The 15,528-nt window shown below is 64.8% G+C and carries 14 protein-coding genes and 8 tRNA genes; 19 read left to right on the top strand and 3 right to left on the bottom strand.

What is annotated here, in order from left to right; all coding sequences use genetic code 11:
• Positions 1–3 precede the first annotated feature (3 nt).
• Positions 4–555 carry a Smr/MutS family protein gene (locus ACFWZ3_RS05995; protein ID WP_439706836.1) on the bottom strand — a complete coding sequence of 184 codons (552 nt, stop codon included), beginning with the start codon at positions 553–555 and terminating at the stop codon, positions 4–6.
• 179 nt (positions 556–734) lie between these two features.
• Between ACFWZ3_RS05995 and surE the strand changes: the two genes are divergently transcribed.
• The 4 genes from surE to ACFWZ3_RS06015 are packed head-to-tail and all read left to right on the top strand — an operon-like array spanning position 735 to position 3,754.
• Entirely contained in the window at positions 735–1,514 is a 780-nt protein-coding gene (surE, locus tag ACFWZ3_RS06000; protein WP_439706837.1) for a 5'/3'-nucleotidase SurE, read from the top strand.
• Positions 1,515–1,524: 10 nt separating this feature from the next.
• Positions 1,525–2,214 (top strand): protein-L-isoaspartate(D-aspartate) O-methyltransferase, encoded by a 690-nt coding sequence (locus ACFWZ3_RS06005; RefSeq protein WP_439706875.1) that lies wholly within the window; start codon positions 1,525–1,527, stop codon positions 2,212–2,214.
• A 32-nt stretch (positions 2,215–2,246) separates the two neighbouring features.
• Positions 2,247–2,855 (top strand): YqaA family protein, encoded by a 609-nt coding sequence (locus ACFWZ3_RS06010; protein WP_439706838.1) that lies wholly within the window; start codon positions 2,247–2,249, stop codon positions 2,853–2,855.
• Positions 2,856–2,893: 38 nt separating this feature from the next.
• Positions 2,894–3,754, top strand: coding sequence for a peptidoglycan DD-metalloendopeptidase family protein (locus ACFWZ3_RS06015; protein ID WP_439706876.1), 861 nt, complete (start codon positions 2,894–2,896; stop codon positions 3,752–3,754).
• A gap of 50 nt (positions 3,755–3,804) precedes the next feature.
• Here ACFWZ3_RS06015 and ACFWZ3_RS06020 read toward each other — a convergent pair whose 3' ends face one another.
• A complete protein-coding gene (locus tag ACFWZ3_RS06020; RefSeq protein ID WP_439706839.1) occupies positions 3,805–4,194 on the bottom strand; it encodes an Mth938-like domain-containing protein in 390 nt (129 codons plus the stop codon).
• The gene (gene yhbY, locus ACFWZ3_RS06025; RefSeq protein ID WP_439706840.1) at positions 4,194–4,490 is read right to left on the bottom strand and encodes a ribosome assembly RNA-binding protein YhbY; all 297 of its coding nucleotides are present in this window, start codon (positions 4,488–4,490) and stop codon (positions 4,194–4,196) included. Before yhbY ends, ACFWZ3_RS06020 begins: the two co-directional genes overlap by 1 nt.
• Before the next feature lie 82 nt (positions 4,491–4,572).
• Between yhbY and rlmE the strand changes: the two genes are divergently transcribed.
• The 15 genes from rlmE (at position 4,573) to ACFWZ3_RS06100 (ending at position 15,493) form a co-directional block, all read left to right on the top strand.
• Positions 4,573–5,223 carry a 23S rRNA (uridine(2552)-2'-O)-methyltransferase RlmE gene (rlmE, locus tag ACFWZ3_RS06030; RefSeq protein WP_439706841.1) on the top strand — a complete coding sequence of 217 codons (651 nt, stop codon included), beginning with the start codon at positions 4,573–4,575 and terminating at the stop codon, positions 5,221–5,223.
• Positions 5,220–7,163: an ATP-dependent zinc metalloprotease FtsH gene (gene ftsH, locus ACFWZ3_RS06035; protein WP_209623089.1), complete on the top strand. Its 1,944-nt coding sequence runs from the start codon at positions 5,220–5,222 to the stop codon at positions 7,161–7,163. The genes rlmE and ftsH overlap by 4 nt, the downstream gene beginning before the upstream one ends.
• Positions 7,164–7,396: 233 nt before the next feature.
• Positions 7,397–7,473, top strand: a tRNA-Arg gene (locus tag ACFWZ3_RS06040).
• A 165-nt stretch (positions 7,474–7,638) separates the two neighbouring features.
• Positions 7,639–7,715: transfer RNA gene (locus tag ACFWZ3_RS06045), tRNA-Pro, on the top strand.
• A gap of 22 nt (positions 7,716–7,737) precedes the next feature.
• A tRNA-Arg gene (locus ACFWZ3_RS06050) sits at positions 7,738–7,814 on the top strand.
• Between the two features lie 17 nt (positions 7,815–7,831).
• A tRNA-His gene (locus ACFWZ3_RS06055) sits at positions 7,832–7,908 on the top strand.
• 15 nt (positions 7,909–7,923) lie between these two features.
• Positions 7,924–7,999: transfer RNA gene (locus ACFWZ3_RS06060), tRNA-Lys, on the top strand.
• A 353-nt stretch (positions 8,000–8,352) separates the two neighbouring features.
• Positions 8,353–8,438 (top strand) — tRNA-Leu (locus ACFWZ3_RS06065).
• A gap of 67 nt (positions 8,439–8,505) precedes the next feature.
• Positions 8,506–9,798 (top strand): trigger factor, encoded by a 1,293-nt coding sequence (gene tig / locus ACFWZ3_RS06070; RefSeq protein ID WP_439706842.1) that lies wholly within the window; start codon positions 8,506–8,508, stop codon positions 9,796–9,798.
• A gap of 65 nt (positions 9,799–9,863) precedes the next feature.
• Entirely contained in the window at positions 9,864–10,493 is a 630-nt protein-coding gene (clpP, locus tag ACFWZ3_RS06075; protein ID WP_245188233.1) for an ATP-dependent Clp endopeptidase proteolytic subunit ClpP, read from the top strand.
• A 120-nt stretch (positions 10,494–10,613) separates the two neighbouring features.
• Positions 10,614–11,909, top strand: coding sequence for an ATP-dependent Clp protease ATP-binding subunit ClpX (clpX, locus tag ACFWZ3_RS06080; RefSeq protein WP_231351495.1), 1,296 nt, complete (start codon positions 10,614–10,616; stop codon positions 11,907–11,909).
• 295 nt (positions 11,910–12,204) lie between these two features.
• Positions 12,205–14,709 (top strand): endopeptidase La, encoded by a 2,505-nt coding sequence (gene lon, locus ACFWZ3_RS06085; protein WP_439706843.1) that lies wholly within the window; start codon positions 12,205–12,207, stop codon positions 14,707–14,709.
• A 331-nt stretch (positions 14,710–15,040) separates the two neighbouring features.
• Positions 15,041–15,313 carry an HU family DNA-binding protein gene (locus tag ACFWZ3_RS06090; RefSeq protein WP_209623098.1) on the top strand — a complete coding sequence of 91 codons (273 nt, stop codon included), beginning with the start codon at positions 15,041–15,043 and terminating at the stop codon, positions 15,311–15,313.
• A 21-nt stretch (positions 15,314–15,334) separates the two neighbouring features.
• Positions 15,335–15,409, top strand: a tRNA-Val gene (locus ACFWZ3_RS06095).
• Between the two features lie 7 nt (positions 15,410–15,416).
• Positions 15,417–15,493, top strand: a tRNA-Asp gene (locus tag ACFWZ3_RS06100).
• Positions 15,494–15,528 lie beyond the last annotated feature (35 nt).

Here is a 15,528-nt window from a genome sequence, read left to right on the forward strand (position 1 = left end):
CCGCTAGGCGTTCTTCAGCAGGACTACGACGGCACCGGTACCGCCTTGGGCGGGCTTGGCCGAAGCAAAGGCCACCACATCGCCGCGCCGGCGCAACAGGCGGTCGGTAAGCACCTTCAGCACCGGGCCGGCAGCTTTGGAGCGCAGGCCTTTGCCGTGCACGATGCGCACACAGCGCAGTCCGTGCTGACCGGCCTCGGCCAGGAAGCTGGCGATGCTGGCCTGGGCGGCGGCGGCGTTCATGTGGTGCAGGTCCAGTTCGTCCTGGATGCTGAACTGACCCCGCTTGAGCTGGCGCAACAGGCGTGGCGGGTAGCCGTCGCGCAGGTAGCTCAGCTCTTCGCCGATTTCCATCAGGGCGGGATCGAAGGCGAGCTCGAGCAGCTCCCCCGGGACGGCCGCCTCGTCCGCTTCGAGCATGCGCGCGCGTGGCTCCGGCCGGGACGCGGGTGGCGGTGGGGTGTCGGCGCGGATTTCGCGCACCGGTCCGATGGCATCACGGAACAGTCGGATGTCGTCCTCGTCGGGCTCGGTCGGGCTGCGGTGCTTCTTCATGGGGTCATGCTAGCAAGGGACCGGCGGCCGTTTTCCTCAAGGCCGCCGCTCGTTCGATCCCCTCCACGTAGATGCGAATCCGGATCGCGTGGCCGTGAAAGAGGTGGGCCGGTCCGGTAGACTTCGAAGGATTCGGAGCGCGCCTTCGGGGCCGCGCTCGTGCATCTGTACGGAACATCATGCGAGTCCTGGTAAGCAACGACGACGGCGTGGATGCCCCCGGCATCCGCGTATTGGCCGACTCTCTGGCGGCGGTGGGGCAGGTGACGGTGGTAGCGCCCGATCGCGACCGCTCCGGCGCCAGCAATTCGCTCACCCTGGATGCGCCGATCCGCGCGCTGAAGATGGACGACGGCCGCTACCGGGTAGCCGGTACGCCCACCGATTGCGTGCACCTGGCGCTGGCCGGTCTGCTCGACCATGAGCCGGACATCGTGGTGTCGGGCATTAACAACTCCGCCAACCTCGGTGACGATGTCATCTACTCCGGCACCGTGTCCGCAGCGATGGAAGGCCGCTTCCTCGGCCTGCCTGCGATCGCCGTGTCGCTGGCCAGCCGCGACCACAAGGGCGAGCATTACGATTCGGCCGCGCAGGCCGTGTTGATCCTGATGCGCCGCCTGCTGGTCGATCCGCTGCCGGCCGACACCATTCTCAACGTCAACGTGCCGGATCGGCCCTGGCACGAGATCCAGGGTTTTGAGGTCACCCGGCTGGGCAAGCGGCACCGCTCGGCGCCCTGCATCGCGCAGACCGACCCGCGCGGCAAGCCGATCTGGTGGATCGGGCCTTCCGGCGGCGCCGAGGATGATGGCCCCGGTACCGACTTCGACGCGGTGCGCCGCGGCTACGTGTCGGTCACGCCGATCCATGTCGATCTCACCCGCTACCAGGCGCTGGAGAAAATCAGCGGCTGGATGCAGGCGATGACCGACGCCATGGACGAAAAGGCGGCCTGACGCGATGACGATGAACATCCATCCGCTGCCTCCCTCGGCGTTCAAGGGCGAGGGGATGACCTCGCAGCGCGCACGCGACCGCCTGGCCGCCACGCTAAAGGAGAGCGGCATCCGCGATCCGCGCGTGATCGAGGTGATCCGCAATACGCCGCGCCACCATTTCATCGACCAGGCGCTGCACTCGCGCGCCTACGAGAACACCGCGCTGCCGATTGGCCACGGCCAGACCATCTCGCAGCCCTGGGTGGTCGCGCGCATGACCGAGGCATTGCTGGAACACTTCAACGGCGGCGTGCCGCAGAAGGTGCTGGAGATCGGCACGGGCTCGGGTTACCAGGCGGTGGTACTGGCAGCGCTGGTGGGCCAGGTGTTCACGGTCGAGCGCATCGAGGAGCTATTGCGCCAGGCGCGCCGACGCTTCCGCCAGTTGGGCCTGGACAACGTGCGTTCGCGCCACGACGACGGCAAGCTGGGTTGGCCGGACCAGGCACCCTTCGATGCGATCATCCTCACTGCCGCCGGGGACGCGATCCCCAGCCAGGTGCTCGACCAGCTGTCGCCCGATGGCGTGCTGGTGGCGCCGGTCGGCTCGCCCAGCAGCCAGATGCTGTTGCGCATTCGTGGCAACGGGCAGGGTGAATTCATCCAGGAAGAACTCGGTCCGGTGAGTTTTGTGCCGCTGCTCGGCGGCATCGGTTGATGCCTCCCCTCCGGCGACAAGGAACTCATTAAATGCGCCTGTTTGGAACGCTCTACTCGCGTGCACTGACCTGGGCACGCGACCCGCGGGCCGTGTACTACCTCTGCGGGTTGAGCTTCGTCGAAGCCTTCATCTTCCCGGTCATGCCGGAGGTGATGCTGGCGCCGATGATGCTGGGCAAGCGGCAGAAGGCGTTCTTCTACGCCAACGTCAGCTTGCTGTTCTCGCTGCTCGGCTCGCTGGTGGGCTACGCGCTGGGCCATTGGGCATTCCAGGCGCTGCAGCCGCTGCTGGCTTCGCTGCATCTGCTCGAACCGATCGAACAGGGTGTGACCAGCCTGCGCGTGCAGATGAACCAGCATTGGCTGGGCCTGCTGTTGGTGCTGGCGCTGGCCGCCTTGCAGCCGGTGGTGCCGATGAAGTTCGTCACCTGGGCCTCGGGCATCGTGGGCGTGCCGGTGATTCCGTTCCTGCTGTGCATGGCCGTGGGGCGCGGCAAGCGCGTGTGGTTGCTCGCGTTGCTGATCCGCCTGTTCGGCGAGCGCGCCGAGCGGCTTCTGCACAAGCACATCGAGCGCATCGGCTGGGCGGCGATCATCGTGCTGGCCCTGCTGCTGGTCTGGTGGATCTGGTCGCGTTGAGCACGGCGCGTTCCGTGAAATCGCCGTGTCGGCTGGGTATGCTGGTCGGCATGAAGAAATGGATGCGCTTCGCGGCGGCATGTACGGCCGCGGTTCTCCTTGCCGCCTGCGGCCGGTCGGTGGTGGTCCAGCCCCATCGTGGCGTGTCTGCACCACGCCAGTCGGTCACAGTGCCGCGCCCCGCGACGGGCAGCTACCGCGTACTGCGCGGGGACACGCTCTATTCGATCGCTTTTCGCCACGGGCTGGATTTCCGCGATCTTGCCGCGTGGAACGGCATCAGCTCGCCCTACACGATCTGGCCGGGCCAGATGCTGCGGCTGTCTCCCGCGCAGGGCCGCCATGCCGGCGCGCGGTGGCCGGTCGCGTCCGCGGCGCATCCCGCCTCCCCGGTGTTCAAACCCGTCGCGCCGGCACCTTCGCGTCCGGCGCCGGTTGTGCCTTCTCCGACACCGGCACCGGCTCCTGTGGCCGCCACGCCTGCGCCCCCTGCCGTGCCCGCGCCGAGAGGTGCCACGCGCACCACGGGCGGCGTCAACTGGCGCTGGCCAGCGGACGGCACGTTGATCAAGAAGTTCCAGAGCGGTGACGCGATCCCGGGCATCGAACTGGCCGGCAAGACGGGCGACCCGGTGCGGGCTGCGGCCGATGGCGTGGTCGTTTACAGCGGCAACGGGCTGGTCGGTTACGGCGAGCTGATCATCATCAAGCACAACGACGACTTCCTGTCGGCGTATGGGCATAACCGCAAGCGACTGGTGAAAGAGGGGCAGCGGGTGAGCGCGGGCCAGTTGATCGCCGAAATGGGTTCGACCGGGGCGTCGCGGGACGAACTGCAGTTCCAGATCCGGCGCGACGGAAATCCGGTCGATCCGCTCGATTACCTGCCGTCGCGGTAAGCGTCGGTAGGCTGAAGCCCGCTCTGCATGCGTACTCCGTAGGGTGGGCTTCAGCCCACCGATCCGGATCCTGGCAGGATGAAAGCCGCCACCACCCGTCGGCCTTCGCCGGCCAGCAGGTCATAGGTGCGCGCCGCGGCCGCGTTGTCCATCACTTCAATGCCGATGCCCTTGCGAAGGAATCCGGCCATGAAGGCGGCAGACGGAAAGCGCTGCCGTGCGCCCGTGCCGAGCAGCACGACTTCCGGCTCGAGTGCACGTACGGCCTCGCCCGCGACTTCGTCAAGCGCCGTCGCGTCACCGGCAGGCCAATCCTCGACCACCCGGTCCGGCGCCAGCAGGAAGCTCGCTTGCAACTCCCGGTCGACCACCGTGATCGACCGCTCGCTCACGCGGCGGATGAACAGGTAGCCCTCGGGGCGCTCGAGCGAAAGGTCCATCAGCGGGGCAGGGCGAGCTTGGGCTCGTCCTCGTTTCGGCGGAACAAAGTCACGGTGTGGCCGATCTGCTGCACGCTCTCGGCGCCGGTGCCGTCGGTCAAGTAGGCGATCTGTGCGTCCCGCTCTTCCTTGTCGCCGCCGGAGAGTTTCACCTTGACCAGTTCGTGGTGGCTCAGGGCCAGGTCCAGTTCCTTGACCACAGCGGGCGTCGCCCCCTTGGCACCGAGCAGGATCACCGGGTGCAGGTCGTGGGCGAGGCTGCGTAGGTAGCGGCGCTGGGAAGGGGAGATCGGCATGCGGGAAGGGTCCACGATTCGCGGTCAGGGGGCCGTAAAGGGTATCATGCGGCCGTCTTCCCCCATCGGTGCCCCCTGCCGCATGTCCCGCAGCAAAAGCAGCTCCCGGTGGCTCCGGGAGCACTTCGACGACGTCTACGTGAAGAAGGCCCAGGCCGAGGGGCTGCGCTCGCGTGCGGTGTTCAAGCTGGAGGAACTGATCGAGCGCGACCGCCTGCTCAAGCCGGGCATGCGCGTGGTCGACCTGGGCGCGGCCCCCGGCGGCTGGTCGCAACTGGTACGCCAGCGCCTGGGTGACAACGGCACGGTGATCGCGCTGGACATCCTGCCGATGCAGGGCATCGCCGGGGTGGATTTCATCGAGGGCGATTTCCGCGAAGAAGCCGTGCTGCACCAGCTGGAGGAGCGCCTCGGCGGGCAACCGGTCGATCTTGTACTGTCGGACATGGCCCCCAATATGAGTGGCGTGGCGCTGGCCGACCAGATCCGTGCGATGGATCTGGCCGATCTGGCGCTGGATTTCTCCCGGCAGTGGCTCAAGCCGGGCGGTGCGCTCCTGATCAAGCTGTTCCAGGGTGCCGGCTTCGATGACTACCTGCGCAACTTGCGCGCGCAGTTCGCGCGCGTAACCATGCGTAAACCCAAGGCTTCGCGCGCACGTTCGCGCGAGGTTTATGCGCTCGCCACCGGCAAGAAGGCCGTCGGCGGGCAAACGGACGAGACCCGCGCATGAACGAAATGGCGAAAAACCTGTTGCTCTGGCTGATCATCGCGGTGGTCCTGCTGACGGTCTTCCAGAGCTTCAACCCGCACGGCGGCTCCTCGTCCGACCTGCCTTACTCGAGCTTCGTGCAGAGCGTGGACAGCGGCAATGTCGCCAGCGCCACGATCAGCGCCGACAATCCCGCGACCATCACCGGCAAGCTGAAGGATGGCAGCGCCTTCCGCACCGTTGCGCCCGTGCTCGGCTTTTCCACCAACGGGGTGGTCAAGCAGATGCAGGACAAGAATGTAGTGGTGACCCAGGAGCCCTCCAACAACGGCTTCTCGCTGCTGGGCCTGCTGGTCAACTGGCTGCCGATCATCCTGATCGTGGGCGTGTTCATCTGGTTCATGCGCCAGATGCAGGCCGGTGCCGGTGGGCGCGGGGCGATGAGCTTCGGCCGCTCGCGCGCCAAGCTGCAGGGCGAGGACCAGGTCAAGGTCAATTTCAGCGACGTCGCCGGCTGCGACGAGGCGAAGGAGGAAGTTGGCGAGCTGGTCGAGTTCCTGCGCGATCCGGGCAAATTCCAGAAGCTGGGCGGCAAGATTCCGCGCGGCGTGCTGATGGTCGGCCCGCCGGGCACCGGCAAGACGCTGCTGGCCAAGGCCATCGCGGGCGAGGCCAAGGTGCCGTTCTTCTCGATCTCCGGCTCGGACTTCGTCGAGATGTTCGTCGGCGTCGGTGCCAGCCGCGTGCGCGACATGTTCGAGCAGGCCAAGAAGCACGCGCCGTGCATCATCTTCATCGACGAGATCGACGCGGTCGGCCGCCATCGCGGCGCCGGCCTGGGTGGCGGCCACGACGAGCGCGAGCAGACGCTGAACCAGTTGCTGGTCGAGATGGATGGCTTCGAGGGCACCGAGGGCATCATCGTCATCGCGGCGACCAACCGTCCTGACGTACTCGATCCGGCGCTGCTGCGCCCGGGCCGCTTCGACCGCCAGGTGGTCGTCGGCCTGCCCGACGTGAAGGGCCGCGAGCAGATCCTCAAGGTGCACCTGCGCAAGGTGCCCACCGCCAGCGACGTCAACCCGATGGTGATCGCGCGCGGCACGCCGGGCTTCTCCGGCGCGGACTTGGCCAACCTGGTCAACGAGGCGGCGCTGTTCGCCGCGCGCGAAAACGCACGCGAAGTGCGCATGAGCCACCTGGACAAGGCGCGCGACAAGATCCTGATGGGCACTGAGCGCCGCTCGATGGCCATGAGCGAGGACGAGAAGCGCCTGACCGCCTTCCACGAGGCCGGCCACGCCATCGTCGGCCGCCTGGTGCCCGAGCACGACCCGGTCTATAAGGTCACCATCATCCCACGCGGTCGCGCGCTGGGCGTGACCATGTACCTGCCCGAGGCCGACAAGTATTCGATCAACCGCGTGGCGATCGAATCGCAGCTCTGCTCGCTCTACGGCGGTCGTGTCGCCGAAGAATTGATCTTTGGCGCCGACAAGGTCACCACGGGCGCATCCAACGACATCGAGCGAGCCACCAAGATGGCGCGCAACATGGTCACCAAGTGGGGCCTCTCCGATGAGCTCGGACCGGTCACTTACGGCGAAGACGAAGACGAAGTGTTCCTCGGCCGCTCAGTTACGCAGCACAAGAACGTGTCCAACGAGACGGCCCGACGCATTGATGAAGTCGTACGCGACATCCTTGATCGCGCCTACGCACGCAGCAAGCGGTTGTTGACTGACAACCTCGACAAGCTGCACGTCATGGCCGACGCGTTGCTGCAGTACGAAACCATCGACGCACGTCAGATCGACGACATCATGGCGGGCCGCCAGCCGGGCGAGCCGGCCGACTGGTCCAAGCCATCCTCGGGTGGCTCGGTACCGCCGAACCTGCCGCCACGCGGCGATGCCGGCTCACCCAAGCTTGGTGATCCGGCCACGCAGCCGCATGGTTGAAGCGGCGTATCCTTCCCTGCACGGCGGGGAAGGGGGCGGGCGAGCCTGGCTCCGTTCCGTTTGGACGTCCAAATCTTCGTGTGTTGGCATTGGTGCGGAAATCTCCGCAGCAGAAAAAGCGAAGATTTTTTGAAAAAGGTGTTGACGCAGCCGCGTCTGATCTGAATAATTCCGCTTCTTGCTTCGGCACCCATCGCGTCGGCGACGGGGCCACGGCAAACCAGTTTCACCGCGCGCCCGTAGCTCAGTTGGATAGAGTACCAGGCTACGAACTTGGTGGTCGGGAGTTCGAATCTCTCCGGGCGCGCCATTTACATTGCAAGTCGTGATGTTCGCACCATGACTTGTCCATCGGTTCGATGTTGCCGATGGGGTCGGAAAGGATTCTGACTTGCTGGAACGGATTGACGAGGTGAGGCGTCACCCGTAGCATTCGAGAGCTTCGGAACGCAGAACGCGTCCCACAGGTTTGCTACGGGGTATAGCTCAGTCTGGTAGAGCGCCAGCTTTGGGAGCTGGATGTCGGGGGTTCGAATCCCTCTGCCCCGACCAGCAGGCGTTAAGCTTCGGACATGCGCCTGTAGCTCAATCGGATAGAGCATCGGCCTTCTAAGCCGACGGTTGCAGGTTCGATTCCTGTCGGGCGCGCCAGATTCATCGTTTTTATGGTGGGCGTAGCTCAGCTGGTTAGAGTCCCGGATTGTGATTCCGGATGTCGTGGGTTCGAATCCCATCGCTCACCCCAATTTGAAAGTTTCATGGGCCGTTAGCTCAGCTGGTAGAGCAGTTGACTCTTAATCAATTGGTCGTAGGTTCGAATCCTACACGGCCCACCAATACAGACAGGCGCTCGGGAAACCGGGCGCCTGTTTTTTTTCGCCTTTTCGCCTCTTCCCCCGCGGAGAGGGCTGAGGGGAAGGTGCTCACGGGGAGCGGTAGTGAGGCAGGCTTATGAGGTTCCAGGCCAGCCTTCACCCCAGGTCCCAACCCTCTCGCCGGAGGGGAGAGGGAGAGAGGCAGTCCTGATGGACAGCATCATCATTCAAGAGCGGGCCGGCGTGCTTGTGCTGCCCCGCCGCGCAACCGTAAAATGCCCCGCTTTGGCGTAAGGGAATCATCGACTTAGCGGGGCGGGGCGCTTGGGCCGATTTCCGTTCGGAATCCGCCGCTTCCAGTCCGCGGGCGCGATGCGAAAGTGGCGGAACTGGTAGACGCACCAGATTTAGGTTCTGGCGGGTAACCCCCGTGAGGGTTCGAGTCCCTCCTTTCGCACCATTCCCTTATCAGTTTCTGCAAGGCCGGCCCGCACGCCGGTCCACAACGAGAGTCACCAGGAGTCGTCATGCAGTTTTCGGTTGAGAACGTCGGCAAGCTCGAGCGCAAGCTCACGGTGCGGTTCCCGGCGGACCAGTTGGAGTCGCAGGTCAGCGCGCGCATCGCCGAGATGGGTCGCACGGTGCGCCTGAAGGGCTTCCGCCCGGGCAAGGTACCGACCACCGTCATCCAGCAGCGCTTCGGCTCGCAGGTCCGCGGCGAAGTGTTGTCCGACCTGATCGGCAGCACGCTGCGCGAGGCGTTCGAGAAGGAGAACCTGCGCCCGGTTGCGAACCCCTCGATCGACACCACCGGCAAGCCCGAGAACGGCGAGATCGCTTACACCGCCACGTTCGAAGTGATGCCGGAATTCCCCCAGATCGACATCGCCGCGCTGGAGATCAATCGCCCGGTTGCCGAAGTGACCGACGCCGACATCGAAAAGATGATTGAAACGCTGCGCCTGCAGCGCCGCAGCTTCGACGAAGTGGCGCGCGCTTCGGCCGAGGGTGATTTCGTGATGTTCGAATATGCCGCCACGGCGGGCGACTACCGCTTCCCGGCCGAGGGCCTGGAGCGCGCTGGCAGCGTGCTGGGTTCGGGCACGCTGTTCAAAGCGCTGGATGAGGCGCTCACCGGCCGCACGGCAGGCGACGAATTCGAGACCGAAATCGCCTTCCCGGAAGACTTCGGTAACCCGCAACTGGCTGGCAAGACCGCCCAGGTCAGCTTCAAGATCATCAAGGTGCAGGCGCCGCAGCTGCCGGAAGTGAACGAAGAGTTCGCCAAACTGTTCGGTATCGCCGACGGCAACCTGGATACGTTCCGCAAGGAGGTCCGCGCCAACCTCGAGCGCGAGCTCAAGGCCACCCTGATGGGCCGCCTGAAGGCCGAGGTCGCCGAGAAGCTGGCCGATACCCACGGCGAGCTGGAGGTCCCCAACCTGATGGTGCAGTCCGAGGCCCGCAACCTCGCTGCCGGCAGCGTGCCGCGTGGCCAGCAGCCGCCGCCGCAACTGATCGAGGCAGCCATGCCGATGGCCCGCAAGCGTGTGATCGCCGGTCTCCTGATGGGCGAGATCGCCCGCAAGCAGGAACTGAAGATCGACCGCAAGCGCGTCGCTGAGCAGCTCGCTGCCATCGCCTCGACCTACGAGGAACCGGAGAAGGTCGTTGAACTCTACAACGCCGACCCCCAATTGATGTCTGGGCTGCAGAACCGCGTGATGGAAGACCAGGTGGCCGAGTGGGTGGCCGAGAACGCCAAGACCACCGAAAAGCACCTGGCCTTCGACGAAGTGATGCGCCCGGCCGGCGCCTGAGCGACACTGCCAGGCACCATCACCAGGCCCGCCTGAGCGCGGGCCTCACCGGAGAACAAGCACGCATGGCCATGGCCCCGATCCAGAACCTCAACCTGGTGCCGATCGTCGTCGAGCAGACCGCTCGTGGCGAGCGTTCCTATGACATCTACTCGCGCCTGCTGAAGGAGCGGGTGATCTTCCTGGTGGGCGAGGTCAACGACCAGGTCGCCAACGTGCTGATCGCGCAGATGCTGTTCCTGGAGTCGGAGAACCCGGACAAGGACATCCACCTGTACATCAACAGCCCGGGCGGTGCGGTGACCGCGGGCCTGGCGATCTACGACACCATGCAGTTCATCAAGCCTGACGTCAGCACCATGTGCATCGGCCAGGCGTGCAGCGCCGGTTCGCTGCTGCTGATGGCCGGCGCCAAGGGCAAGCGCTTCTCGCTCCCGAACTCGCGCATCATGATCCACCAGCCTTCCGGCGGCGCCCAGGGCCAGGCGACCGATATCGAGATCCAGGCGCGCGAGATCCTCTACATCCGCCAGCGCCTGAACCAGCTCTATGTCGACCACACCGGCCAGCCGTTGGAAAAGATCGAGCGCGACATGGAACGCGACCGGTTCATGAACCCCATCGAGGCCCGGGACTACGGCCTGATCGACCAGGTCCTCGACCGCCGCGGGGTCGAGACCGTCAAGTCGGCCTGACTTCAGCCAACCTGATTCCGGCCGATCCAGATCGCCAGGAAGCATGCTCCGCGCAGGCGCAAGCAGGCGCGGAGCCCTGTGCTATTCTGACGACGCAACCGAAACACAGCAGGACCTGATATGAGCGACGAGCGGCAGGGCCGTTCCAACGACAGCGGCAAGATTCTCTACTGCTCCTTCTGCGGCAAGAGCCAGCATGAAGTGCGCAAGCTGATCGCGGGTCCATCCGTGTTCATCTGCGACGAGTGCGTGGAGCTCTGCAACGACATCATCCGCGAGGAGCTGGAGGAAAAGGCCGCCTCCGGGCGCAGCCACCTGCCCAAGCCCCGCGAGATCATGGAAACCCTCGACCAGTACGTGGTCGGCCAGACCCGCGCCAAGAAGGCGCTGGCGGTGGCCGTGTACAACCACTACAAGCGCATGGAATCGCGCCAGAAGAGCGACGAGGTCGAGCTCGGCAAGTCCAATATCCTCCTGATCGGCCCGACCGGCTCGGGCAAAACGCTGCTGGCCGAAACGCTGGCGCGCCTGCTCAACGTGCCGTTCACCATCGCCGACGCCACCACGCTGACCGAAGCGGGCTACGTGGGTGAGGACGTCGAGAACATCATCCAGAAGCTGCTGCAGAAGTGCGATTACGATGTCGACAAGGCGCAGTCGGGCATCGTCTATATCGACGAGATCGACAAGATCTCGCGCAAGAGCGAGAACCCGTCGATCACCCGCGACGTTTCTGGTGAGGGCGTGCAGCAGGCGCTGCTCAAGCTGATCGAGGGTACGCTGGCCTCGGTGCCGCCACAGGGCGGGCGCAAGCATCCGCAGCAGGAATTCCTGCAGGTGGACACCAAGAACATCCTCTTCATCTGCGGCGGCGCATTCGCGGGCTTGGAGAAGGTGATCCAGCAGCGTTCGGAGACCACCGGCATCGGCTTCTCGGCCGAGGTGCGCTCCAAGGAGCGCACCGAGAACCTGGGCAAGGTGCTGGCCGAGGTCGAACCGTCGGATCTGGTCAAGTTCGGCCTGATCCCGGAATTCGTCGGCCGTCTGCCGGTCGTGGCGACGCTGGACGAGCTGGACGAGCCGGCGCTGGTGAAGATCCTCACCGAGCCGAAGAACGCCGTCACCAAGCAGTTCCGCCGCCTGTTCGAGATGGAAGGCGTGGAGCTCGAGTTCCGCCCGGAAGCCCTGCAGGCGATCGCCAAGAAGGCGCTCAAGCGCAAGACCGGCGCTCGCGGCCTGCGCACCATCCTGGAGCAGGTGCTGCTGGACACCATGTACGAACTGCCTTCGCTGGAACACGTCAGCAAGGTGGTGGTCGACGATGCGGTGATCGAAGGGCAGGCCGAGCCCTACCTGATCTACCGCGGCAACTTGCAACAGCAGCGCGTGGCGGGTGAGGGTGGCGACGCCGCCTGATCGACACAAGGCGTCAAAAAACAGCGGCCCCGGCCATTGCCGGGGCCGTTTGTTTTTTGGCAGACAGGCACGCAGGCGCCAGCTTCGCCTGGGCCATGCAAGCCGCATTGCGTCGTGGTTCTCACCCAGCCAGGTGTCGGCTGCGTAGCCTTGGCCTGGAATCTGCAAGCCTCCGTTTCAGCCGCCCGGAATGGTCGCGTTGACTTGACGGCGGCGCGGGTCGACTCCACTTGACCTGTCGGAGGCCTCGGCGCAGTGTCGGGGTAAACCTTACAAATCCTCGGGGACTTTTTCGATGGCAAAACACGCCTCCGTTACCGCTACCGGCGCCACGCTCGACGCACTTCCGGTGCTGCCGCTGCGCGACGTGGTGGTCTACCCCCACATGGTCATCCCGCTTTTCGTCGGACGCGACAAATCGATGCGCGCGCTCGAGCAGGCGATGGAAGGCGAGCGACAGATCCTGCTGGTGGCGCAGAAGAGCCCCGATATCGACGATCCGGTCGCCGGAGATCTGCACGAGGTCGGCACCTTGGCTGGCGTGTTGCAGTTGCTCAAGCTGCCCGACGGCACGGTGAAGGTGCTGGTCGAGGGCCAATCACGCGTGTCCATCGAGGAATACCGCAACGAAAGCGGCATGCTCACGGCCAGCTCGCGTGTCATCGAGCCGATCTACAGCGCCAAGGAGCGCGAGCTCGACGTCATCTCGCGCACGCTGGTCTCGCTGTTTGAACAGCTGGTCAAGCAGAGCCGCAAACTGCCGCCCGAGGTGCTCGCCACGTTGTCGGGCATCGACGATCCCTCGCGTCTGGCCGATTCGATTGCTGCTCATCTGACTGTGCGCATGGCCGAGAAGCAGAAGGTGCTGGAGACGGCCGACGTCGGCCAGCGGCTGGAGCTGCTGATCGGCCTGGTTGATGGCGAGATGGATCTGCAGCAGGTGGAAAAGCGCATCCGCGGCCGCGTCAAATCGCAGATGGAGAAGAGCCAGCGCGAGTACTACCTCAACGAACAGATGAAGGCGATCCAGAAGGAGCTGGGCGAGGGCGAGGAGGGCGTCAACGAGATCGAGGAACTGCAGCGCAAGATCGAGGACGCCGGCATGCCCAAGCCGGTGCTGGCCAAGGCCAAGCAGGAATTCTCCAAGCTCAAGCAGATGTCGCCGATGTCGGCAGAGGCGACGGTCGTGCGCAACTATCTGGATTGGCTGATCGGCGTGCCCTGGAAAAAGAAGACCAAGGTGCGTAAGGACCTCGCGGTTGCCCAGGAAGTGCTCGACGCCGATCACTTCGGCCTGGAGAAGGTCAAGGACCGCATCCTCGAATACCTTGCCGTGCAGCAGCGCGTGAACACCATGAAGGGTCCGATCCTGTGCCTGGTCGGTCCGCCCGGCGTGGGCAAGACCTCCCTCGGCCAGTCGATCGCCAAGGCGACCAACCGCAAGTTCGTCCGCATGAGCCTTGGCGGCGTGCGCGACGAGGCGGAGATCCGCGGCCATCGACGCACCTACATCGGTTCGATGCCCGGCCGCATCGTGCAGAACCTCAACAAGGTCGGCACGCGCAATCCGCTGTTCGTGCTCGACGAGATCGACAAGATGTCGATGGACTTCCGCGGCGACCCGTCCTCCGCCCTGCTCGAGGTGCTCGACCCGGAGCAGAACAATGCGTTCAATGACCACTATCTCGAGGTCGACCTGGACCTGTCCGAGGTGATGTGGATTGCGACCGCCAATTCGCTCAATATCCCTGGCCCGTTGCTGGACCGCATGGAAGTCATTCGTGTGCCCGGCTACACCGAGGACGAAAAGCTGGCGATCGCGCAGCGCTACCTGCTGCCCAAGCAGCTGAAGGCCAATGGTCTGAAGCTGGAAGAACTGAGCATCGAGTCGGAGGCCGTGCGCGACATCGTGCGCTACTACACGCGCGAATCGGGCGTGCGCAATCTCGAGCGCGAAATTGCCAAGATCTGCCGCAAGGTGGTCAAGGAACTCACCCTCGGCCAGGTCAAGCAGGCCAAGGCCAAGCCGGCCGCAAAGTCCACGAGCAAGACCAGGAAGAAGCCGGGCGCGACACAGGTGGTCGTCACGCCGGAGAACATCGAGCATTACCTGGGCGTGCGTCGTTTCGATTTCGGCCGAGCCGAACAGGAAAACGAGGTGGGCCTGGTCACGGGCCTGGCGTGGACCTCGGTCGGCGGCGATCTGCTGAGCATCGAAGCGTCGGTGGTGCCGGGCAAGGGCCGGATGGTCCACACCGGGCAACTGGGCGATGTGATGAAGGAATCGATCCAGGCGGCCACGTCGGTGGTGCGCGCACGCGTGGACCAGTTGGGCATCGACCCGGATTTCTACCAGAACCTCGATGTGCACATCCACGTGCCCGAAGGTGCCACGCCCAAGGACGGCCCGAGCGCGGGCATCGCCATGTGCACGGCGCTGGTCTCGGTGTTGACCAAGGTACCGGTGCGCTCGGAGGTGGCGATGACGGGCGAGATCACGTTGCGCGGTCGTGTCCTGCCGATTGGCGGTCTCAAGGAAAAGCTGCTTGCGGCCCATCGCGGCGGCATCACCACGGTGATCATCCCCGAGGAAAACAAGAAGGACCTGGCCGACATTCCGGCCAACGTCACCTCGTCGCTGGACATCCACGCGGTGCGCTGGATCGACGAGGTGCTCGACATCGCGTTGGAGCATCCGCTGCGCCCGGCCAAACCCGCGGTCGAAAGCGCCGGCGAGGAACACGCACCGGTCGAGCCGGCGACCGAGGAAACGGCTGAGAATCGTACTCGCGCGCACTGATCTTGAAGGTTTTTTCCCCAAGGCCGTCCGATCCCGGGCGGCCTTTTTTTTGCCTTCACGATGAGCCCCTCAGGGAGCCTCGCGCGGTAGCCGTTCCGGCTGCCGTTTGCAAGTGGTCGAGGTTGGTGTCGAAACCCCCGGAACCGTTGGTATTGCTTGTATTGCGGACCGCCGCGAGGCACTGGTATAAAGACGGCACCGCAGTCAAAGCGCCGTGCATTTGGCGTGGCGATGCGGGGTTGCGGGGGATGCCGGTCATGCCATTCCATGGCGGCGTTTTCTCGTCCCAGACCGATCACGCGGGCAGCAAACCGTTTAAGGGAGTGTCTCAATGAATAAAACCGATCTGATCAATGCCGTCGCCGAAAAGGCCGAGCTGACCAAGGCCGACGCCGGCCGTGCCCTCGAAGCGTTCTTCGAGACGGTGCAGAAGGCGCTGAAGAAGGGCGACGACGTCTCGGTCGTGGGCTTCGGCACCTTCACCGTGCGCAAGCGCGCCGCTCGTACCGGTCGCAATCCGCGCACCAACGAGACGATCAAGATCAAGGCTTCCAAGGTGCCGGCGTTCAAGGCTGGCAAGACGCTCAAGGATGCCCTAAACTGAGCGGCTAGTTCGCTCGGTTTCGGGTGCTTAGCTCAGCGGTAGAGCGTCGCCCTTACAAGGCGAGGGTCGTAGGTTCGATCCCTACAGCACCCACCAGAATCGCGGAGTGGTAGTTCAGTCGGTTAGAATGCTGGCCTGTCACGCCGGAGGTCGCGGGTTCGAGTCCCGTCCACTCCGCCAGTAATTCCAAGGGCGCCCACGTGGCGCCCTTGTCG

The organism is Frateuria sp. GZRR35 (genome assembly GCF_051900415.1).
Lineage (GTDB): Bacteria > Pseudomonadota > Gammaproteobacteria > Xanthomonadales > Rhodanobacteraceae > Frateuria_A.